21 protein-coding genes are annotated in these 21,121 nt (G+C 61.3%); 13 read left to right on the top strand and 8 right to left on the bottom strand.

Annotated features, from left to right (window positions below):
• Window positions 1–2: 2 nt before the first annotated feature.
• From I2H36_RS12200 to I2H36_RS12180, 5 genes are all read left to right on the top strand, one after another.
• Complete coding sequence (locus tag I2H36_RS12200; protein WP_196264173.1) at window positions 3–767, top strand: hypothetical protein; 765 nt, start codon at window positions 3–5, stop codon at window positions 765–767.
• A 105-nt stretch (window positions 768–872) separates the two neighbouring features.
• The gene (locus I2H36_RS12195) at window positions 873–1,376 is read left to right on the top strand and encodes a MarR family winged helix-turn-helix transcriptional regulator (RefSeq protein ID WP_196264172.1); all 504 of its coding nucleotides are present in this window, start codon (window positions 873–875) and stop codon (window positions 1,374–1,376) included.
• Window positions 1,373–1,999, top strand: coding sequence for a maleylacetoacetate isomerase (gene maiA / locus I2H36_RS12190; protein WP_196264171.1), 627 nt, complete (start codon window positions 1,373–1,375; stop codon window positions 1,997–1,999). The genes I2H36_RS12195 and maiA overlap by 4 nt, the downstream gene beginning before the upstream one ends.
• An 85-nt stretch (window positions 2,000–2,084) precedes the next feature.
• Window positions 2,085–3,191, top strand: coding sequence for a 4-hydroxyphenylpyruvate dioxygenase (gene hppD / locus I2H36_RS12185; RefSeq protein WP_196264170.1), 1,107 nt, complete (start codon window positions 2,085–2,087; stop codon window positions 3,189–3,191).
• Between the two features lie 513 nt (window positions 3,192–3,704).
• A complete protein-coding gene (locus I2H36_RS12180; RefSeq protein WP_196264169.1) occupies window positions 3,705–4,916 on the top strand; it encodes a porin in 1,212 nt (403 codons plus the stop codon).
• Between the two features lie 129 nt (window positions 4,917–5,045).
• Here the strand turns inward: I2H36_RS12180 and I2H36_RS12175 are convergent, their stop codons facing one another.
• Window positions 5,046–5,927 carry an alpha/beta fold hydrolase gene (locus I2H36_RS12175; protein ID WP_196264168.1) on the bottom strand — a complete coding sequence of 294 codons (882 nt, stop codon included), beginning with the start codon at window positions 5,925–5,927 and terminating at the stop codon, window positions 5,046–5,048.
• 45 nt (window positions 5,928–5,972) lie between these two features.
• The gene (locus I2H36_RS12170; protein WP_196264167.1) at window positions 5,973–8,015 is read right to left on the bottom strand and encodes a lytic transglycosylase domain-containing protein; all 2,043 of its coding nucleotides are present in this window, start codon (window positions 8,013–8,015) and stop codon (window positions 5,973–5,975) included.
• Window positions 8,016–8,205: 190 nt separating this feature from the next.
• On the opposite strand from I2H36_RS12170, the gene dapA reads away from it, so the two are divergent.
• The 3 genes from dapA to I2H36_RS12155 are packed head-to-tail and all read left to right on the top strand — an operon-like array spanning window position 8,206 to window position 10,157.
• The gene (gene dapA / locus I2H36_RS12165) at window positions 8,206–9,090 is read left to right on the top strand and encodes a 4-hydroxy-tetrahydrodipicolinate synthase (protein WP_196264166.1); all 885 of its coding nucleotides are present in this window, start codon (window positions 8,206–8,208) and stop codon (window positions 9,088–9,090) included.
• An 11-nt stretch (window positions 9,091–9,101) separates the two neighbouring features.
• The gene (smpB, locus tag I2H36_RS12160; RefSeq protein WP_196264165.1) at window positions 9,102–9,575 is read left to right on the top strand and encodes an SsrA-binding protein SmpB; all 474 of its coding nucleotides are present in this window, start codon (window positions 9,102–9,104) and stop codon (window positions 9,573–9,575) included.
• 51 nt (window positions 9,576–9,626) lie between these two features.
• A complete protein-coding gene (locus I2H36_RS12155) occupies window positions 9,627–10,157 on the top strand; it encodes a glycine cleavage system transcriptional repressor (RefSeq protein ID WP_196264164.1) in 531 nt (176 codons plus the stop codon).
• Between the two features lie 67 nt (window positions 10,158–10,224).
• Here the strand turns inward: I2H36_RS12155 and I2H36_RS12150 are convergent, their stop codons facing one another.
• A complete protein-coding gene (locus I2H36_RS12150) occupies window positions 10,225–10,869 on the bottom strand; it encodes a LabA-like NYN domain-containing protein (protein WP_196264163.1) in 645 nt (214 codons plus the stop codon).
• A 238-nt stretch (window positions 10,870–11,107) separates the two neighbouring features.
• Entirely contained in the window at window positions 11,108–11,695 is a 588-nt protein-coding gene (gene pyrE, locus I2H36_RS12145) for an orotate phosphoribosyltransferase (protein ID WP_196264162.1), read from the bottom strand.
• Window positions 11,696–12,070: 375 nt separating this feature from the next.
• Between pyrE and I2H36_RS12140 the strand changes: the two genes are divergently transcribed.
• A complete protein-coding gene (locus I2H36_RS12140) occupies window positions 12,071–12,874 on the top strand; it encodes a LuxR C-terminal-related transcriptional regulator (protein ID WP_196264161.1) in 804 nt (267 codons plus the stop codon).
• A gap of 61 nt (window positions 12,875–12,935) precedes the next feature.
• Here the strand turns inward: I2H36_RS12140 and I2H36_RS12135 are convergent, their stop codons facing one another.
• The 4 genes from I2H36_RS12135 to rpoZ form a co-directional block, all read right to left on the bottom strand.
• Window positions 12,936–13,631, bottom strand: coding sequence for an HAD family hydrolase (locus I2H36_RS12135; protein ID WP_196264160.1), 696 nt, complete (start codon window positions 13,629–13,631; stop codon window positions 12,936–12,938).
• Between the two features lie 21 nt (window positions 13,632–13,652).
• Window positions 13,653–14,354 carry a gamma-glutamyl-gamma-aminobutyrate hydrolase family protein gene (locus I2H36_RS12130; RefSeq protein WP_196264159.1) on the bottom strand — a complete coding sequence of 234 codons (702 nt, stop codon included), beginning with the start codon at window positions 14,352–14,354 and terminating at the stop codon, window positions 13,653–13,655.
• 6 nt (window positions 14,355–14,360) lie between these two features.
• A complete protein-coding gene (locus I2H36_RS12125; protein ID WP_196264158.1) occupies window positions 14,361–16,532 on the bottom strand; it encodes a RelA/SpoT family protein in 2,172 nt (723 codons plus the stop codon).
• 190 nt (window positions 16,533–16,722) lie between these two features.
• Window positions 16,723–17,130: a DNA-directed RNA polymerase subunit omega gene (gene rpoZ / locus I2H36_RS12120; RefSeq protein WP_196264157.1), complete on the bottom strand. Its 408-nt coding sequence runs from the start codon at window positions 17,128–17,130 to the stop codon at window positions 16,723–16,725.
• A 412-nt stretch (window positions 17,131–17,542) separates the two neighbouring features.
• Between rpoZ and fabD the strand changes: the two genes are divergently transcribed.
• From fabD to fabF, 4 genes are all read left to right on the top strand, one after another.
• Window positions 17,543–18,490 (top strand): ACP S-malonyltransferase, encoded by a 948-nt coding sequence (gene fabD / locus I2H36_RS12115; RefSeq protein ID WP_196264156.1) that lies wholly within the window; start codon window positions 17,543–17,545, stop codon window positions 18,488–18,490.
• A 14-nt stretch (window positions 18,491–18,504) separates the two neighbouring features.
• Window positions 18,505–19,242: a 3-oxoacyl-[acyl-carrier-protein] reductase gene (fabG, locus tag I2H36_RS12110; protein WP_196264155.1), complete on the top strand. Its 738-nt coding sequence runs from the start codon at window positions 18,505–18,507 to the stop codon at window positions 19,240–19,242.
• A gap of 235 nt (window positions 19,243–19,477) precedes the next feature.
• Window positions 19,478–19,714, top strand: a complete 237-nt coding sequence (locus tag I2H36_RS12105) for an acyl carrier protein (RefSeq protein WP_036347903.1) — start codon at window positions 19,478–19,480, stop codon at window positions 19,712–19,714.
• Window positions 19,715–19,781: 67 nt separating this feature from the next.
• Window positions 19,782–21,044 (top strand): beta-ketoacyl-ACP synthase II, encoded by a 1,263-nt coding sequence (fabF, locus tag I2H36_RS12100; RefSeq protein ID WP_196264154.1) that lies wholly within the window; start codon window positions 19,782–19,784, stop codon window positions 21,042–21,044.
• Window positions 21,045–21,121 lie beyond the last annotated feature (77 nt).

The raw sequence follows: 21,121 nt of genomic DNA, 5'->3' as shown, positions 1-21,121 counted from the left end.
GCATGAATCGTCGGGCGGGGCTCGCTTCCTACCTGACGGCCATTCTCTCTTGCGTTGCTGTTGCCGCTGCGATTCTGCTTTCGCCCATCGCAGCGGCTCAGTCCCTCACGATTCCCGAGGTCTCTTACCCGAGCCTGCCGCGGCAGGCCGGGAGGGCGGAAGGCTTCGTTCCACCGGGATGGATGCTTGAGGTGCAAGCGTCCGGCGACCTCAACCAGGATGGAAAAGCTGATCTGATCCTGGTCGTGCGCCAGAACAATCCTGCAAATGTGATTGAGGATTTCGAGGGACTTGGCGAGAAGCCGTTCGACACCAATCCTCGCATTCTGGCTATCGCCTTTCGTGATGGGGGTTCAGGCAAGTTCGCCCTGCAGTTCGAGAACCACACACTCATTCCCCGCCGCACGGAGCCCGCTGCCGATGATCCGTTCGACAAGGAACTTGGGATTGCCGTCGTGCGTGACGGCTTTCAGGTGCGTCTGGATTGGTTCATGAGCGCTGGAGGATGGGAGACTTTCAACACGACTTATACGTTCCGGCACAGATCCGGCCGCTTCGAGCTGATCGGTTATGACCGGAGTACGACCCATCGGGGCAGCGGCGACACGAGTTCCCTCAGCGTCAACTACCTGACACGAAAAGTGAAAAGGACCACGGGGCACATCAGTCGCGACGCCGATAAGGTTCGCTGGCAAAAACTCCCGCAGAGGCCGTCTCCAACACTTGAAACCATCGGCGATGGGCTGAGCTTCGAGCCCAAACAATGATCCCGTCAGGTTAGAACTGGAATGACTTGACGTTTCGTCAGGAAAATCTAGTTGCTCATGCAACAAATCATGTTATTGGTTGCATGAGCAACGAACGGAATGGCAATGGCGAGCGGATCTGCAGCAAGGAAGCCGGCTCCTGAGCCTTTGGTGGTTCTGGAGGAGTTTCTGCCTTACCGGCTCAATGTACTGGCAGGGCTGACGTCGAGCGCGCTCGCCCAGATCTATGCCGAGCGGTTCGGTCTCTCGATTCCGGCTTGGCGCGTGATCGTGACCCTCGGGCAATATGAGTGCCGGACGGCAAGGGATATGGCGCCAGATGGCGTCATGCACAAATCGACGGTTTCGCGGGCGGTTTCGGCCCTTGAGAAGCGCGGGCTCGTCAAGCGGCGCCCAAACCTGGATGACCGCCGTGAGGAATGGCTGGCTCTTACGCCGGAGGGGCGGGCGATCTACGAGGCAGTGGCTCCGGAAGCCCTCGCTGTCGGGGAGCGCCTCCTGTCCGTTTTGACTCCCCAGGAGCAGAAGACGCTCTCCACATTGATCGACAAGCTGACCCGACAGGCGCGATTGCTGGCGCCGCGGGATACAGAGGGGAGCGAGGCGTGAAGCTCTACACCTATTTCCGCTCGTCCGCCGCCTACCGGGTGAGGATCGCCCTCAATCTCAAGGGGGTGTCATATGAGTCCGTGACGGTGAACCTGCTGAAAGGTGAGCAGCGCGAGGCAGGTTACAAATCGCTCAACCCTCAGATGCGCGTGCCGTCCCTCGACATTGGCGATACGACGCTGATCCAGTCACCGGCCATTCTCGAATATCTCGACGAGGTCTATCCGGAGCCCCCGCTGCTGCCGATGGGCGCCATCAACAGGGCCAAGGTCCGGGCCATCGCCAGCCTGATCGCCTGCGATATCCACCCGCTCAACAACTCCGGAACGATCGGCTATCTCAAGAACCGCCTCGGACACGATCAGTCCGCAGCGGACGCGTGGTACGCCCATTGGGTCCGTGAAGGCTTCGATGCCATCGAGACCCTGCTCGGCCCAGGGCCCTACGCTTTCGGGTCCAAGATCACGCTGGCGGATGTCTATCTTGTGCCGCAGGTCTTCAACGCCCGGCGCTTCAATGTCCCGCTCGATGCGTACCCGAAGATCGTCGCTGTGGATGCGGCCTGCGCCGAGCTCAAGGCCTTTCAGAGCGCCGCGCCGGCCAACCAGCCTGACGCTGCCTGATGAAGAACTGCATCCGCTGCACGGCAGATGCGTTGGTTCCACACGTAAAGACCTCCTTCACTGGAGGCATGACAGGAGGAAGACCATGGGACCGTTCCCGCACGATGCGCCCCCGGCCGCCATTTCCGAAGAGAACCCGATGGGGACGGATGGCTTCGAGTTCGTGGAATACTGCCATCCCGATCCGCAGGCTCTCGACCGTCTCTTCAAGACCATGGGCTTCAGCGTCGTCGCCAAGCACCGTTCAAAGAACGTGCTGCTCTACCGGCAGGGCGACATCAACTTCATCGTCAATGCCCAACCGGGCTCCTTCGCCGAGCGATTCGCGGCCCAGCACGGTCCCTCAGCTCCGGCCATGGCTTTCCGGGTTGCCGATGCGAAGTATGCCTATGAGCGGGCGCTCTCCATGGGAGCCAAGCCCGTGCAGACGCAGGTCGGGCCGAATGAGCTTGAGATCCCGGCAATTGAAGGCATCGGCGGCCTGCAGATCTATTTCGTCGACCGCTACGGCGCGAAGGGCTCGATCTACGACGTGGATTTCGAATGGCTCGGCGAACCTGATCCGAAGCCGAAGGGCGTCGGCCTCTATTACATCGACCACCTGACCCACAATGTCTATCGCGGGCGGCTGAACGAATGGGCCGGCTTCTACGAGCGCCTTTTCAACTTCCGCCAGATTCGCTACTTCGACATTGCGGGCAAGCTGACGGGTCTTCACTCCCGCGCCATGACGAGCCCGGACGGCAAGATTCGCATCCCGATCAATGAGGATGCGGGCGAGACCGGGCAGATCGAAGAGTATCTGCAGGAATACAAGGGCGAGGGCATCCAGCATGTGGCGCTGGGATCTCTTGATCTCTACGAATCCATCGAATCGCTCATCGACGCCGGTCTTGAGTTCATGCCAGCGCCGAACGAGATCTACTACTCGCGCATCGACAAGCGCCTTCCGAAGCATGAGGAGCCCCTTGATCGCCTGAGGAAGAACGGCATCCTCATCGACGGAGAGGGCGTGGTCGAAGGCGGCTTCACGAAGGTGCTGCTCCAGCGCTTCGGCAAGACGGCTATCGGGCCGATCTTCTTCGAGTACATCCAGCGCAAGGGCGACGACGGATTCGGCGAGGGTAACTTCAAGGCTCTCTTCGAATCCATCGAGGAGGATCAGATTCGCCGCGGCGTGATTGGTCCGTAGGTCGCCTGACCTTCACAGCATTCGCCGATTCGATGGAGGCCGGGCTCATTCCGGCCTTCTTTCTTTTGGAATTGGACGAAGCCGTGTCCGCCATTGCGACGTTGTTATGCACAGGTGGAGCCCTGTGGTTCGGCGGCGAAAGAGGGTTCCGCCGATGATCACGCGACTTTGAGATCGCGCCAAAAGCCTTTTTCCTTAAGGATTTATGAAGACCCGGGTCAAAGTCCTAACGAAAAGTAAAGAAGCGCGCCGTGAACGTTGCGTTTGTGCAACATGCCCCTGAAAAGCCCCCGCTGCTGCCCGTTTTGCGCCTTCATTCGGTTGCTTGCGGGTCAACGATGGATAATGTGGCTCCAGCGACGGGGGCACCCCAGTCGTGATCCTGGTGGGTTCGACCGAAAAGGCGAGCCGCCGGGTACTTAAGGGGAAAAGGGACGTGTTTAGGGCTTCGATGAAGTTACCGAAGCACAAAAACCCGGCCCCCCAGGGTCTCGAAACTTTGGAGGTTTAACCATGAAGCTCGTTAAGAGCCTCTTCCTCGGATCGGTCGCGGGTCTCGCGGCTGTTGCCGGAGCTCAAGCTGCCGACCTTCCCGTGAAGAAGGCAGCTGCTGTTGAATACGTTCGCGTCTGCTCGACCTACGGTGCAGGCTTCTTCTACATCCCCGGCACTGAAACCTGCCTGCGCGTCTCCGGCCGCGTCCGCGCTGAGTATCAGTACCTTGAGCCGATCAGCCGCGCCAGCAACGCGATCGGGTTCCGCGCTCGTGGTCGCGTCGCTCTCGACGCTCGTACGGCGACCGCCTACGGCCTTCTGCGTGCTTACGTCCGCATGGAGATGGACCGCAACACCGGCGTTTACGCTTCCGGCTCGGGCGTTGGCGCAGCCGGTACGTCGAACCTGGCTCAGGCCTACATTCAGTTTGGTGGCCTGACCGCTGGTCGCACGACCTCGTTCTTCGCCAATGGCGACCTGCCGAACGAGAACATCACCACGCTCCGCTTCTATGACTATCCGGACGTGAACCTGCTCGCCTACACCTTCTCCTTCGGCAATGGCTTCTCGGCCACCCTGTCGCTGGAAGACGGTGCCACCACCGTTGTCAACAACGCCACTCTCTTCGGCCAGGGCGGCCAGCGTTATCCCGACCTCGTCGGTAACCTGAAGTACGCTGGCACCTGGGGTTCGGTGCAGGTCTCCGGTGCTCTGCACCAGGCCCGCAGCATCGACCCGGTGTACGACAGCGAGCTCGGCTGGGCCATCGGCACGCAGATCGGCTTCAACCTGCCGGCTCTGGGTGCAGGCGATGCCCTGTGGTTTGCTGCTGCCTATGCTGACGGCGCTCTCGGCTACCTCGGCTTCTCCGGCAACGTGACCAACACGAGCGATGCTTCCGCCTCGGTCTTCGACGCCTATATCGGCGCTGATGGCTCGGTCGAGACGGCTAGCGGCTGGCAGGTCGCCGGTGGTCTGCGTCACTACTGGACGCCCACCATCCGTTCGGCTGTCCACGGTTCGTACGCCAGCGTCGAGTTCGACGACGCTCCGATCGGCCTGGCTGACTTCACTGAGTGGCGCGTTGGCGTCAACACCTTCTGGACCCCGGTTTCGGGCCTGAACATCGGTGTTGAGGCTCTCTATGCTAACCTCGATGTCGATGGCATCACTGCCGGTATCGACGACGATCGCTGGGAAGCTCGCTTCCGCATCCAGCGCGACTTCTAATCAGCTCGTCTGATTGGACAGGAAAACCCCGGTGGCAACACCGGGGTTTTCTTTTGGATGCCGTGGATCTGAGTCAAATGGCCTTAATGTCTCAAGGCTGCGGGCGTCAGGTCTCGGTGTGTTCAACCTTTAGGCCAAACCTTCCAGTGACAGAATAAACTGCTCGATTGCGTGAACGAGATCGCCATCCAGGGCAGGGGCATGTCCCTGACCGGGAACCGTGATCGCCATGAGCCCTGGATGCCTGTCCCGCATGGCCTGCACCGTCTCGGCTGACAGCAGGTCCGAATGCTCACCGCGAATGACGAGAACAGGTAAAGGCTTCAATCCATCGAAGAGCGGCCAGAGATCCGGCAGAGGCGCCTCCGGATCGGCAGCCTCAAGGGTCTTCATCAGGTTCGGGTCGTAGTTGAGAACGAATTGGCCATCGGCTTCGCGCCATGTCACCCGTACCAAGGCCTGCCACTGCTCATCGGTGAAAGCAGGAAATTCTGCTGCCGAGGCCTGCTTCAGGATGTGCACAGCCTCCTGAATAGTGCGAGGCGTCGGCAGCCTGCCGACATAGCTGCGAATCCGGGTAAGCCCTCCGGCTTCGAGCACGGGACCAATATCGTTGAGGACCGCACCGGCAATCACGGTAGGGCGGGCCGCACTCAAGGCCATGGTGATCAACCCGCCCCGGGACGTGCCGACGAACACGGCCTTTTCGATCCCCGCTACGGTGAGCACTTGCAAGGCATCGTTCAGTTCGATCTTGATGTCGTAGTTGAGCCAGTCCGGATCCCAGTCGGAACGGCCGCGGCCGCGATAGTCCAAGGATAAAACGCGGCGGGGCCGCGATGTACCCCGGCTCAGAGCCATGGCGAGTTCGTGAAAATCTTCGGATGATCGCGTAAGGCCCGAAAGGCAAACGACTGGCAAGGCACCTGACGTGCCAGGGTCGTAATCTCGGGCGTAAAGGCGCAGCCCGTCGGCTGCGGACACGAAAAGATCCCGGTAGGTGTCGCTCATCTCATTCCATAATCATTGGACATCGATGAGCCGCATCTTGCCTGACTAGTTGGTGCTTGTCGCGTCCGCCGTCGCAGGAGCTGCCGGTGTTGCCTTCTCGTTCAGGCGCTGCCGATAGACCCTCAGATTCTCGAGAACCCGCTGCACGTAATTGCGGGTCTCATAGAAGGGGATGCGCTCGACCCAGTCGACTTCGTCCACGTCGGGCCTGCGGGGGTCGCCGTAGGATCGGACCCATTTGATCACGTTGCCGCCACCTGCATTATAGGATGCGAAGGCAAGGATATGGGAGCCCTTCCAATCCTCCATCAATTCGCCGAGATGGGCGGAGCCGATCTTCGCGTTGTAGGATGGGTCGTCAATGAGACGATTGAGATCGAACCCGACGCCGAAGCGCTGGGCCGTCCTCTTGGCGGTCGCCGGCATGAGCTGCATGAGGCCGCGGGCTCCGGCGCTGGAGATGGCGCGGGAATTGAAGGCGCTTTCCTGGCGGGCAATGGCATAGACCATCGCAGGCTCCACATCTTCTCCGACCGGCTGGAAGTCCGGGATGGCCGCCAATGGATAGGCATGCTGATCGAGCGGGAAGCCTCGCTGCAGGGCGATCTTGCCAATGGCGAGCACCGCGCGGGGATTCTGCTGCGATGTGGCGAGGCTTGCGAGTGCATCGAGCTGACCAGGGTCGCTCAGGGTCTGGGCGAGATCGGAATAGAGGCCCATGGCCAGATCCTGCTCGCCGATCTGATGCAGCAGCTGGATTGCCTGAACCGGAACGAGGGTGTTGAAGGCATTGCGTTCGTCCTCCGTCAGAGGATCGACCTTTCTCAAGGTTATGGTCCGACCAAGCTTTGCCTGGGCGAGCTGCCCGTAATAGGTCGTGGGGTTGTCGGCGGCGCGCTCATAGAACAGTCGGGCGTTCTCAGCCTCGCCGGTGGCCTCCGCCGCGCGGCCCTGCCAATAGGCAACTCGTGAAAGGGAGATGGGTGTCGAGGCCGTCTTGGCGACAGCTGCGAAGTGTTGAGAGGCCTTCGCAGGCTCGATCAGGAAGCGCAGGGCGATCCAACCTGCGTGGAACTCCGCCTCGATCTGCTGCACCGGGGACTCGGCGGCGTGGTGGCTTGCCACCTCATAGGCCGTCTTGGCATCGCCCTTGTCGAGAAGCTCACGGGTGATCAGGCGCTGCTCGGCCCACCATTCGTCACCATCGACCCGGAGTTCCGGATCCCGAGGCGCCTGCATGATGATGCTGGCGGCCTCGACTAGGTTGTTGCTCCGGCGCTGGAGCAGGGCGCGGGAAAACAGGTAGGAGGGGTCGCTCCTGAGGGAAGCCGGAACGGCCCCGAATGCTTTCTGGGCTTTCTTCTTGCCCTGGAACACGGCCATGCGCGCTTTGACGAGAAGCTCGTAATCTTTGCCCGCATGACCCGCCGCCCGCTGCGCGCCACCCCAGTTCTCCTTAAGGAGTAGCCGCTCCATGCGGAAGCGGTGATCGGCCTGAGTGAGCACGCCGGGGAATTGGTCGAGGATGCGACGCTCCACGTCAGGGCCGAACGTGTCCTCGCGCCACACATGACGGATCTTCTCATGGGCCTCCTGCGTCAGGCCGTCCGCCTTCAGGGCGAAGGCGAGCGCGATCCGTCCCCCCGGCGTAACAGGCGCCTGATTGGCGAAGAAGAAGCGGACCTGAGGCGGCGACCGGCGTTCGGCCAGCAGGGTGTCCTCGCTTCTGCGTCGGATCTGGTTGGTAACCGGCCAATCCGGAAAATCCTTCCGGAAGGCCGAGATGCGGTCGAAAGTGATGGGCGCGCCGCTGCGGATGGCAAACCATTCTGCGAGCGCACGAGGGGCCGGTTGCGTGAGCTTGGTCTTGAGGATCTCGGCCTCGGTCAGATCGTTGTCCCGATAGGCCTTGAAGATCCCAGCCAAGTGATCCAGGTCTCCCGGCACTGGATTGGCCGGAACAAAGGTTTCAAGGGTACTAGTCTGGGGCGCCTCGGTCTTCAAAGGAGGCGTTGTGTTGGCCTGGACCGCGAGGGTGGAGAGTTGGACAAGCGCAGCGGATGTCACAAGACCCATGAAAAGACGCATATTGAGGCTCACCCGCTAACCCCTTTGCTGTCGCCCGCATCTCATTGTGACGACGTTTCTCTTGAGGAAACACTAAGAGCCGAGCTAGGACAACTCCCCGAAGGAACGTTTGCGCCCATGCGCCGCACCCCCTATGTGTTAAGCCCTTGTGGCCTCTAGGACCCGGCGCGTTTTTACCCGAGGAAGATTCATGACCCAATTCAAAGGCTCCATCACGGCTCTGGTAACTCCGTTCAACGATGGCGCCGTGGATGAGGCGGCGTTCCGGTCCTTCATCAATTGGCAGATCCAGGAGGGCACCAGCGGCCTCGTTCCCGTGGGCACGACCGGCGAGACCCCGACGCTCACCCACAAGGAACATGACCGGGTCGTCGAGATCTGCGTCGAGGAGACGAAGGGCAGGGTGCCGGTGATCGCTGGCGCCGGCTCCAACAGCACCGCGGAGGCGGTGGCGTTCTCCAGGCACGCAGAAAAGGTCGGCGCCGACGCGGTGCTGATCGTGACGCCTTATTACAACAAGCCGACGCAGGAAGGCCTCTACCAGCACTTCAAGGCCATCAACGACGCCATCGGCATTCCGATCTTCATCTACAACATCCCCGGCCGCTCCGTGATCGACATGTCGGTGGAGACGATGGCTCGGCTCTTTGAGCTGAAGAATATCGCCGGCGTGAAGGATGCCACTGCCAGCATGGCGCGGGTCAGCCTGCAGCGGCAGGTGATGGGGCCGGATTTCATCCAGCTCTCCGGCGAGGATGCCACGGCCCTTGGCTTCATGGCCCATGGTGGACATGGCTGCATTTCAGTCACTTCCAACGTGGCGCCCCGCCTCTGCGCCGAGATGCAGAGCGCCTGCCTGAATGGGGATTATGCCTCGGCCCTGAAGGTGCAGGACCGTCTCATGCCCCTGCACACAAACCTGTTCATCGAGACCAATCCGACGCCCGTGAAATATGCGGCATCGCTGCTTGGCCTCATGGAGGCCGATGTGCGCCTGCCGTTGGTGCCGGCCTCCGACCACGCGAAGCAGGCCGTTCGCTCGGCCATGGTCCATGCGGGCCTGATCAACGCTTAAAAACAGAGCTCATGGCAAAAGATACGAAGAGTCCCAACCGCGTCGTCGCCGACAACAGGAAGGCGCGGTTTAATTATGAGATCATCGATACCTACGAGGCAGGGATCGCGCTTACCGGCACGGAGGTGAAATCCCTCCGCCAGGGCAAGGCGACCATCGGCGAGGCCCATGCCGGACCCTCTGGGGAGGAATTCTATCTCTTCAACGCCTATATCCCGGAATACCTCCAGGCCAACCGCTTCAACCATGAAACCAAGCGTCCCCGGCGCCTGCTCCTGCACAAGAACCAGATCAACAAGCTGATCGGCGCCACGCAGCGGGAGGGGTTCACGGTGATTCCGCTCAAGATTTACTTCAACGATCGCGGGCGGGCGAAGGTGGAACTGGGCCTCGGCCGGGGCAAGAAGCTGCACGACAAGCGTGAGACTGAGAAGGAGCGCTCCTGGAACCGGGAGAAGGCCCGTCTCATGCGCGACAAGGGCTGACGCAAGGGCATTGTGCACTAGATCCCCTCTGGCTTGATCAGGAGGGAAGACATGGCGTCCGTGGCTCTCGTGTCGATTCTCGGGCCCGATCGGGTCGGGCTCGTTGCGGCCATCGCCGAGCACCTGTTCAACATCGGCGTTAACCTGCGGGACGCGACCTTTGCGTCCCTCGGCTCCGGCGCCGAGTTCGTGGCCCTGTGCGAACTCCCGCCGGAAGTGACGGCCGGCGACGTGGAGGCCGGTCTCAAGCAGCTTGCAGAACTCGAAGGCGCCGAGATCCGCGCGGTTCCTTATGCTTTCGATCCGAGCCCAGGCCCTGCGGGAAGCGTCACTCATCGCATCGCCATCAGCGGTGGCGATCAGCTCGGCCTCGTGGCCCGGCTGGCCGAGGTGTTCAAGCAATACGAGGCCAACATCGTGCGGCTCGAGGCGCGCAAGCTGCCGGATGCGGAGGGCGGGCTTTACGTGACGCGCTTCGCGGTTTCGATCCCGCCCAAGCGGACTGACCTGTGTCTGGCCACCGTCAGCAACACCGCCGGCGCGTTGGGACTGAGCTGCCAAGTGGAAGAGAGCTCGCTCTGATCCAAACGAAAATGGCCGTCCCCGGATCAAGCCCGGGAACGGCCATGCTGCTGTTCATTCATCCACGTCAGATATCGAGCTCGTCGTCCTGGGGCTGGCGGATGCCGTAGCGGCTCTCGAGCGCGGGGCTGCGGGGCTGCGGACGCGGGCGCTCTCCATTCTCGTTCATGGGACGCTGCGGCCGATCCGAGGGATCGCGGCCGATCCGGGAGGCGAGCTGCGACAGGTCGAGGAACTCGTCCGCCTGCCGACGCAACTCGTCGGCCACCATCGGTGGCTGCGTGGTGACAGTGGACACCACCGAAACCCGTACGCCACGCCGCTGCATCGCCTCGACGAGCGAGCGGAAATCGCCGTCGCCGGAGAACAGAACCATGTGATCGATAAAAGGCGAGAGCTCCAGCGCATCGATGGCAAGCTCGATGTCCATGTTGCCCTTGACCTTGCGGCGGCCAGCCGAGTCGACGAACTCCTTGGTGGGTTTCGTGACCACGCGGTAGCCGTTGTAATCAAGCCAATCGATCAGCGGGCGAATGGAAGAATATTCCTGATCTTCCACAAGGGCCGTGTAGTAAAAAGCGCGCACGAGGGAGCCGCGGCCCTGAAATTCCTTCAGCAGGCGCTTGTAATCGATATCGAAGCCGAGAGTTTTCGTTGTAGCGTAAAGGTTGGCGCCATCAATGAAGAGAGCGATCCGCTGCTGGCCTGACATAAGTATTCTCTATCCGTGTCTGCCGGAGCGGCCTAACAACCTTCATTATTCAAGCAACATCTATTATTTACGCAGGCAATAAAACTGCGCGAAGAATGTATGACGTGCCCCAAAACAGGCTGCTATTAACCCTTCGGACCAGTAATCCTGACAATGGAAAATACTTAATGGCGTGTAAATTCCAAGAGTCAAGTTGTCGGAACCAAGGCAGTCAAGCCGGTGTGTGACAAATGAACAGCTATTTTGATTTCAGGCTTCGGCTACCCGGTTTGGTGGCCGGAAGAGCCGCCAATTCGGGTGGCAGCTGGTCCGGCGCATAAGCCGGAATGTCGAGTTGAACCAGTGACACGAGGGGAACGCCGAGATCGGCCTTGCCGCCGGAGCGGTCGATGAGGCAGGCGGCGCCGAGCATCGTTCCGGGATGCTCCTGAAGAGACGCCAAGCATTCCCGAGAGGAAAGGCCCGTGGTGACGATGTCTTCGACCATCACGACGCGGGCGCCCTCCGGTATCGTGAACCCACGGCGCAGAACGAAGATCCCGTTCTCGCGCTCGACGAAGATCGCCTTGGCCCCCAGATGCCGGGCCGTCTCATAGCCCGGCACGATGCCGCCGACAGCCGGGGAGACAACATAGTCAACAGGCCCGAACGTATCTCTGATCTTCCCTGCCAGCGCTCGGCAGACCCGCTCGGTGCGAGCCGGATCTTGAAACACGAACATCTTTTGCAGGAAGACGGGGCTGTGCAGTCCCGAAGAGAGAATGAAGTGCCCCTCCAGCAGTGCGCCTGCGGAGCGGAATTCTTCGAGAATCTCGTTGGGGGTCATGGCTGTGCCTCCTGCGAGGGGCTGTTTGGCAGGGGGGCGGGCAGGAGGCAAGAGCTTTCAAAAGATGTGTGAACTTGAACCCGCTTACTCTTCATGTGCGGAGTCGCACTTGAGAAATTATATATTGTTGCATTTATAGGACGAACTCACCGCCAAGGTGCATGAATATAGAAAGCTAGGGGCAAAGTAGAATGGCTTACGAGAGCGTCGAATTTTGGATTGTGATCATCTGAGCAGCACTTGCGGATTCTGAGGGTGAAGTAATCGCCACTTCTGCAGATCTGGTTATGCATGCGGACCTGATGATCAATCCTGATGTCACACAAATGAAAAGTTCAGCAGAAGAATTTTTCATGGAATTGAAGGATTAGGATCATGGCAAACAACAGCATAGCCTTGAAAGATATCCCCTTTATGAATCGGCCGCGCGCTGATCAAATAGACTATTCAGCCTCAGGAAATGCAGCTGGGCCTTCCCTCAAGCAGACAACCTTGAAAGAGGGAAGCAACGGTCAATCCGTCGTCACGGTCTTGATAGAGCCGAACGCGCTCCTCCGCGAAGGCCTGCGCAGCATCTTGGCTGAAACGAGGTACAATCCTATCGCCCTAGCTTCGTCCCTGGAGGAAGTCGGTTCACTCCCATCGCCGGGAGACGAGGTAAGCATCTTCATCATGGGCGTGGCGGAGGATTATGACAATGCCTGCCACCAAGTCAGAGACATCAAAGATCGCCATCCCTCCAGCCGAGTCGTTCTGCTGGTCGACAAGTACGAATTGCAAAAGGTTATCGCCGCCTTCCACTCAGGTGCAGACGCATATCTAATACAATCGATCTCGTGCGAAGTTCTCTTGAAAACCCTTGATCTCGTGGTCTTGGGCGAGCCCGTTTATCCCGCAGAGACCCTCGGTTCATTGCGGAGCAACAGTGCTTCGGTCGATACAAAGTATTCCAGAATTCTGTCGTGTCGAGAATTGGCCATCCTTCGATGCCTTATGGATGGCGATCCAAACAAGGTCATTGCCCGTAAGCTTGAGATCGCTGAGGCGACCGTAAAAGTTCACATCAAGGCAATACTTCGTAAAATACGGGCCAAGAACCGGACGCAAGCAGCCATATGGGGCATGAGTCATCTGGAACGCGATGAGGATGCTCCTACGCGTGATGTAAGTTCCACCTGAAGACTTGGCAACCCGCCTTTCGATCAGCAATGGCTCACGGCAAGCAGGACGTGTTCGAGAGTCAGGAAACCTCCGCCAGCCATCGGGGAAGCTCCGTCAACGACGGCAACTCAGTGAAGCGCGGGTTGTCGGTGGGAAGTGGCGCGTCTTCGTGCGCCCAGACCAGATGGAACGGGATGAGTGCCGCGTAGCTGCCGGCTTCGAGCGCGGGCAGCACGTCCGAGCGCACGGAGTTCCCGGCCATGGCGGCGTGCTCCGGGCCGACCCCGTGGCGCGAGAAGATGCGGGCATAGGTGTCCGCCTTCTTCTCGCTGACGATCTCAACGCCTGAGAAGAAGTTGCCGAGGCCGGAGGCGGCGAGCTTCGATTCCTGGTGGAAGAGGTCGCCCTTGGTGATCAGCACGAGCTTGTATTCCGCCGAGAGCGCTTCGAGTGTCTCATGAACGCCGGGGAGGGGCTCCACGGGATGGTTCATCAGCTCACGACCGATCGTGAGGATATCACTGAGCGCCCGGCTCGAAATCGTCCCGTCGCTCACCTGGATGGCAGTCTCCAGCATCGAGAGCGTGAAGCCTTTTGCCCCATAGCCGTAGAGGCCGAGATTGCGCATCTCCGTTGCCTCAATCTCTTCTTCGAGCCGCTTGGCATCGACGAAATCGGCGAGCAGTTCGTTAAAGCGCTGGCGCGTTGATTGATAGAACGTCTCGTTGTGCCAGAGCGTATCGTCGGCATCGAGACCGAGAACCGAAATCGGCATGGGGTATTCCTGTAGTGGCAATCAGTGGCGCTGTTGCGCCGCCTGCACGAAGGCGCTGAATAGCCTGTTGCCAGGATTATCCTGAGTCGCGAAGGCCTCCGGGTGCCACTGGACGCCGATCGCGAAGCGCCTCGATGGGATCTCAACAGCCTCGATCACGCCGTCATCCGCTTTAGCGGCAATGACGGCCTGATCGGACACTGCAACGACTGCCTCTTGATGGCGGCTGTTCACCTCGAGGCGCGTCGCACCCAGAATGCGCGACAGCATGGTACCCGACACGATCTCGATGGAGTGCATGGCCGTCCGATCATCATGGGTGAGAATATGCGGGCCACTTTTCCGCACCTCATGCACCATGCGCGCTCCGTGAAGACAGGCGAGCATCTGCATGCCGTTGCAGATGCCGAGCACCGGCTTGTCACGTTCGAGGAATCCCCGCATGAGCGCCTGCTCGACCTTGAGCCGCTCCGATGACGGATAATGCGACTCGTCACCGGCAATGTACCAATCACGAGGAAACCGGATGCGTCCGCCGACGCTCACGAAGCCGTCGAACTCGTTCACGACAGGGTCGATCATCTCCGGGATATAGGGGATGCCGAAAGGCAGGCCGCCGGCGCGCTGGATGGCGACGAAATACGCTTTCGTGGTTTCATAGCGGGTGCCGTCGCTGCTGGTGTTCTCGTCCATGATAACAGCGATGCGAGGTTTAGGAGACATAGGCTTCTATCCGGTGATGCGGTCGACGCGACTCACCACGCGCTTGGCGCGCAGCTCCGCGATAATGGCATTGAGATGCTTCAGGTCCCAGACCGTCAAGTCGATGGTCATGTCGGTGAAGTCCTGCGTGCGCCGCTTCATGGAGACATTGTCGATGTTGCCGTCATGGTCGGCGATCACCTGCGTGATCTGGGCGAGCGATCCGGGCTCGTTGATCGACTGTAGCTTGATGCGCGCCGGAAAGCGCTGGGTCGAACCTGCCTCCAGGTCCCAGCGCACGTCGATCCAGCGGTCAGGCTCGTTGTCGTAGGCCGCGAGCGAGGGTGACTGGATCGGATAGATCGTCACGCCCTCGCCGGGGGTCATGATGCCCACGATGCGGTCTCCCGGCACGGCGCCACCTTCCGGCGCGAAACTGATCGGCATGTCGGTGCTGAGGCCGCGAATCGGAATGCCGCTCGCATGCTCGCCGGCGCCTTTCTTGCCGGCGCCATCGGACTGTCCGCCGCCCCTGCCGTCGCTGCCGGCGCGCCGCTCTTCGAAGTAGTCGGGATAAACGGCCCGCACCACGTCCCCGGAGAACATCTCACCGCGCCCCACCGCCGCCAGGACGTCCTCGACCGAGATCCGCGCCAGCCGGGGCAGAGCGCCTTTCAGCTTTTCGTCGGAGAAGGGACGGCCGGCCCGCTCGAAGGCGCGCTCCAGAATCTGGTGGCCGAGGCCGGTATATTGCCGGCGCACGGCGGCGCGGGTCGCTCGGCGGATCGAGGCGCGCGCCTTGCCGGTGACCACCAGGGATTCCCAGGCGGCCGGGGGCGTCTGCCCTTCGGCGCGGACGATCTCCACCTCGTCGCCGTTCTGCAATTCAGTCAGCAGCGGCGACATACGGCCATTGATCTTGCAGCCAACTGCGGTGTTGCCGACATCCGTGTGGACGGCATAGGCGAAGTCGATGGGCGTCGCACCACGGGGCAGGGCGATCAGGCGGCCCTTGGGCGTGAAGCAGAAGACCTGGTCATGGAAAAGTTCGAGCTTCGTATGCTCGAGGAACTCCTCCGGGTTGTCGCCTTCCGCCAGGAGGTCGATCGTGCGCCTGAGCCACTGATAGGCCCGGCTCTCGGTCGCCAGGCGCGAATCGTCGTTCACGCCTTCCTTGTAGAGGGCATGGGCCGCGATGCCGTATTCCGCCACCTCGTCCATGTCCTCGGTGCGGATTTGCAGTTCGACGCGCTGGCTGCCGGGGCCGATCACCGTGGTGTGGATCGAGCGGTAGTCGTTCTGCTTCGGGGTCGAGATGTAGTCCTTGTACCGCCCCGGAACCATCGGCCAGCTGGTATGCACAATACCGAGCGCCCGGTAGCACTCGTCGATGTTGCCCACGATGATCCGGAAGGCGAAGATGTCGGAGAGCTGCTCGAAGGAGACGGATTTGCGCTCCATCTTGCGCCAGATGGAATAAGGCCGCTTCTGACGCCCCGTCACCACTGCCTCGATTCCTTGGGCGCGCAGCTTCGTGGTCAGTGTCCGCTCGATTTCCTCGACCAGCTTCTCGCTCTTGGCCGAGAGTTCATGAAGATGGCGCCGGATCGCCTCATAGGCCTCCGGGTCGAGGTTCTGGAAGGACAGCTCCTCCAGCTCCTCGCGCATCTCCTGGATACCCATGCGACCGGCAAGCGGCGCATAGATGTCGAGGGTCTCCTCGGCGATGCGCTTGCGCTTCTCCGCCGGCATGAACTGCAGGGTTCGCATGTTGTGCAGGCGGTCCGCGAGCTTGACCAGAAGCACGCGCACGTCGTCGGCGACGGCGAGCAGGAGCTTGCGGAAGTTTTCTCCTTGAGCCGCCCGCTTCGACACGAGATCGAGCCGCTTGATCTTGGTGAGGCCGTCGACGAGGGCGCCGATCTGGGGCCCGAAGGTCTTGTTGATCTCCTCAAGCGTCGCCTGGGTATCCTCCACCGTGTCGTGAAGGACGGCTGCCGCGATGGTCGCGTCGTCGAGCTTGAGATCCGTCAGGATGGCGGCCACTTCGAGCGGATGGCCGAAGAACAAATCGCCGGATGCACGCTTCTGAGTTCCGTGAGCCATCATGGCGTACACGTAAGCGCGATTCAGAAGCGCCTCGTCGGCCGAGGGGTTGTAGCGCTTGACCCGCTCGACGAGTTCATACTGGCGCATCATACGGCCGACATCTCCTTTGGGCCTGTTCGATCTGGCTTAAAATCAGCAAGGTATTGAAGATATTGTACAACGTCTTCCGACCGCAAGCTGAATAGCTCGTCGCATGCCAGCCATGCCGGTCCGTGGTTAAGGCGTCCAACAAAAAAAAGCCCGGCAAAGGCCGGGCTTTCTGAAAATGTCTTGGGAATGCTTACTCGCGCTCGTCGTCGTCCGCGCTGCTGCTCGGGGGCACGAGCCCTTCCAAGCCACGCAGCAGGTCGTCCTCGCTCATGCGGTCGAACTGCACGTCCGCGTCGTTGTCGCCGCCCTTGGACGGGGCTGCGGCGGTGTTGCTGAGCATCGGAACGGCCTCGGCCTCCGGCTCGTCCACCTCGACATACTTTTGCATGGAGTGGATGAGCTGCTCCTTCAGGTCGTCCGGAGCGATGGTCTCGTCCGCGATCTCACGAAGGGCCACGACCGGGTTCTTGTCGCGGTCGCGGTCGATCGTCAGCGGCGAGCCGGACGAGATGAGGCGGGCCCGGTGGCTGGCCAGCAGCACGAGCTCAAACCGGTTGTCGACCTTGTCGATGCAGTCTTCGACGGTCACGCGAGCCATGCGGGGCTCCTTCTTCAGTCATGAGAATATCGGAAGAGGGACCGGATACACCGGTTGCCCAGAGAAAACAAGAGGATGCGTTCCGTGGCAGGGGCCGATGACCAAGCCGGGGACAGGTGCGAGGGCGCACGGCATGGGTACTCCGGCCTGGGTAGAGTCTCCCAAGGTCAAGCCTGGGGAGGGTTGATGTTGGGAGCCTTACGATCCGTTCTGCGAAGTGTCGGTCATGCCTTGGACGCCGTCCTGAGGCAATTGAGCCTGCAAAGGCCTCCCGTGAACCGAGGCATGCTGCGGGGGTGGCGGCGCCATATCTGATCACAGGTCAAGTGCGGCGCCGCGCCCTACGCCTTGACTCCTTGCCTTCCGGGTGCGAGTCCCGCGCGGATTCGTTGAACTGAAGGTTCCATTCCTGATGACGCGCGCATTCATTTTTCCCGGACAGGGAAGCCAGACGGTCGGAATGGGCAAGGCCCTGGCCGAGGCTTTCCCGCAAGCCAAAGCTGTCTTCGACGAGGTGGATGAGGCTCTGTCCCAAAGGCTCTCCACCCTCATGTGGGAGGGGCCTGCCGAGGAACTAACCCTCACGGCTAACACTCAGCCGGCCTTAATGGCCGTAAGCTTGGCGGCTATCCGCGTCCTGGAGGCCGAGGCCGGTCTCGATCTGAAGCAGCATGCCGCCTTTGTGGCCGGCCATTCCCTGGGCGAGTATTCGGCTCTCGCGGCGGCTGGCAGCCTGTCCATTTCAGATACGGCCCGGCTTTTGAGGATCCGTGGCAATGCCATGCAGAATGCCGTTCCCGTGGGGCAGGGCGCCATGGCGGCGCTTCTGGGCCTGGAATACGACGCTGCCCTTGAGGTTGCCCGCGAGGCGGCTGAAGGAGAGGTCTGCGATGCGGCCAATGACAATGGCGGCGCCCAGGTGGTGGTGTCCGGCCATAAGAGCGCTGTCGAGCGGGCTGTGGCCATCGCCCAGACCAAGGGCGCCAAGCGCGCCGTGATGCTGGCCGTGTCCGCCCCCTTCCATTGCGCTCTCATGCAGCCGGCGGCCGACGCCATGCGCGAAGCCCTGGACCGTGTGACCGTGAATGTTCCCGTCGTTCCTGTCGTGGCCAATGTGGAGGCTGCTCCCATCACAGACCCCTCGGCGATCCGCGATGCCCTGGTTCGCCAGGTCACCGGCACTGTGCGCTGGCGGGAGAGCGTCGCCTATATGGCCTCCCAGGGCGTCGATTCCTTCTATGAGGTCGGCTCCGGCAAGGTGCTGTCCGGCCTGGTGAAACGCATCGCCGCGGGCGCTACGTGCACCGCCATCGGAACCCCTGAGGATATCGCTGCCTTCAAGGCGTCCCTGAACGGATAAGAGGAAACCCCGCCATGTTCGATCTCACCGGCCGCAAGGCTCTCGTTACCGGCGCAACGGGCGGCATCGGCGGCTCCATCGCCCGCGCGCTCCATGCCCAGGGCGCGATCGTCACCCTCTCCGGCACCCGCCGGGCTGCCCTGGATGAGCTTGCCTCGTCGCTGGGCGAAAGGGTCCACGTGGTCGAAGCCAACCTGTCCGACAAGGATTCTGTCGAGGCTCTCGTCCCGGCCGCCGAGGCGGCCATGGAAGGGCTTGACATCCTGGTCAACAATGCCGGCGTCACCAAGGACAACCTGTTCATGCGCATGAAGGACGAGGAATGGGACACGGTGATCGCCGTGAATCTCACCGCCTCCTTCCGCCTGTCCCGGGCGGCCGTGAAGAACATGATGCGCCGCCGCTACGGCCGCATCGTCAATATCGGTTCCGTGGTCGGCTCGACGGGTAATCCGGGGCAGGGCAACTATGCGGCCTCCAAGGCCGGCCTGATCGGCATGACCAAGGCGCTGGCCGCCGAGGTGGCAAGCCGCAACATCACGGTCAACTGCGTGGCACCGGGCTTCATCGAGTCGCCCATGACCGATGTTCTCAACGACAAGCAGCGCGAGGGAATCCTGGGCACGATCCCCATGGGTCGGCTGGGGCAAGGCGACGAAATCGCTTCTTCCGTGGTTTATCTCGCATCGACTGAGGCCGCCTACGTGACGGGCCAGACCCTGCACGTAAATGGCGGAATGGCTATGTTCTAAAGGAACTTATAGCTGTTTCCGGAATCTGTTTGCAGGTGCCGGCACCCTCTCGCCAGACCGGATAAGCTTGTGTTAAGCATGATCCCGATCAGGTCAAAGGGGTTGACCGGCGCTTAAAAATGCGGCTTTGCACGGCGCAGGGTAGCCGTTTCAGCGTTGTCAGCTGAGCAGCTGATCTATTTTGATTTCTTTCAATCCGCCCAATCCTGAGGCGGCAGCCACTGAGGAAAAAACGATGAGTGACGTCGCTGATCGCGTGAAGAAGATTGTTGTCGAGCACCTCGGCGTCGAAGCCGACAAGGTGGTCGAGAACGCGAACTTCATCGACGACCTGGGCGCCGACAGCCTGGACACGGTCGAGCTGGTGATGGCGTTCGAGGAAGAGTTCAACGTCGAGATCCCGGACGACGCGGCTGAGACCATCGTGACGGTCGGTGACGCTGTCCGCTTCCTCGAGAAGAACGCAGCCTAAGAGCTGTAAAGGGCGTCGGGTGACTCATCCGACGCCCGAATTTTATCAATCGATAGGGCAGGAATTCATGCGCCGGGTAGTTGTTACAGGTCTTGGCATGGTCACCCCGCTGGGCAGCGGGGTCGATGCCACTTGGTCGCGCCTCGTCGAGGGGCAGAGCGGCGCCGGCAAGATCACGGATTTCCAGGTCGACGATCTGGCCTGCCAGATCGCCTGCCAGATCCCACGCGGCGACGGGACCAACGGCACCTTCAACGCCGACGACTGGATGGAGCCCAAGGAGCAGCGCAAGGTCGATCCCTTTATCGTTTATGCGATGGCAGCTTCCACCCAGGCTCTTCGCGATTCTGGCTGGGAGCCGAAGACCTATGAGGAGCAGTGCGCCACCGGTGTGCTGATCGGCTCCGGCATCGGCGGCATCGGCGGCATCTATGAGGCGTCCGCTACCCTGATCGAGCGCGGCCCCCGCCGAATTTCGCCCTTCTTCATTCCGGGCCGCCTGATCAACCTGGCCGGCGGCTACGTGTCCATCGAGCACGGCCTGAAGGGTCCGAACCACGCGGTGGTGACGGCCTGCTCCACCGGCTCGCATGCCATCGGCGACGCAGCCCGCCTGATCGCGCTCGGCGATGCGGACGTGATGGTGGCCGGCGGTACGGAATCCCCAGTCAACCGCCTCTCCATCGCAGGCTTTGCCGCGTGCCGGGCTCTCTCCACGGGCTACAACGACACGCCCGAGAAGGCTTCGCGCCCCTACGACAAGGACCGTGATGGCTTCGTCATGGGCGAGGGGGCCGGCATCGTGGTTCTGGAAGAGTACGAGCATGCCAAGGCACGCGGCGCCACGATCTATGCCGAAGTCATCGGCTATGGCCTGTCGGGCGATGCCTACCACATCACCTCTCCATCCGAGGATGGCGACGGTGCCTATCGTTGTATGGCTGCTGCTCTCAAGCGCGCTGCCATCGCCGTGTCGGAGATCGACTATGTGAACGCCCACGGCACCTCGACGCCTCTGGGCGACGAGCTCGAGCTGAAGGCCGTCGAGCGGATCATGGGCAATGCCGCGGGCAAACTCTCCATGTCGTCCACCAAGTCGGCGATCGGTCACCTGCTCGGCGCCGCCGGCGCCGTTGAGGCGATCTTCTCGATCCTCGCCATGCGCGACGGCATCATCCCGCCGACCATCAATCTCGACAATCCATCTGTGGAGACGGCTATCGACCTCGTGCCGAAGCAGGCCAAGCGCAAGCAAGTCAACGTGGCCCTGTCGAACTCCTTCGGCTTTGGCGGAACTAACGCTTCGCTCATTCTTCGTCGGGTATCCTGAAGCCGGTGAGGGCCTGTTACGGCTTTTCGCCATAATCCCGGCTAGGGTGTCGGCGGACCGGTAGGACCGCCGGCCGA

The organism is Microvirga terrestris, from assembly GCF_015694425.1.
In the GTDB taxonomy this organism is placed as follows: Bacteria; Pseudomonadota; Alphaproteobacteria; order Rhizobiales; family Beijerinckiaceae; genus Microvirga; species Microvirga terrestris.
The sequence above is the reverse complement of the archived record's forward strand: the minus strand, read 5'-3'. Positions and strand labels throughout refer to the sequence as shown.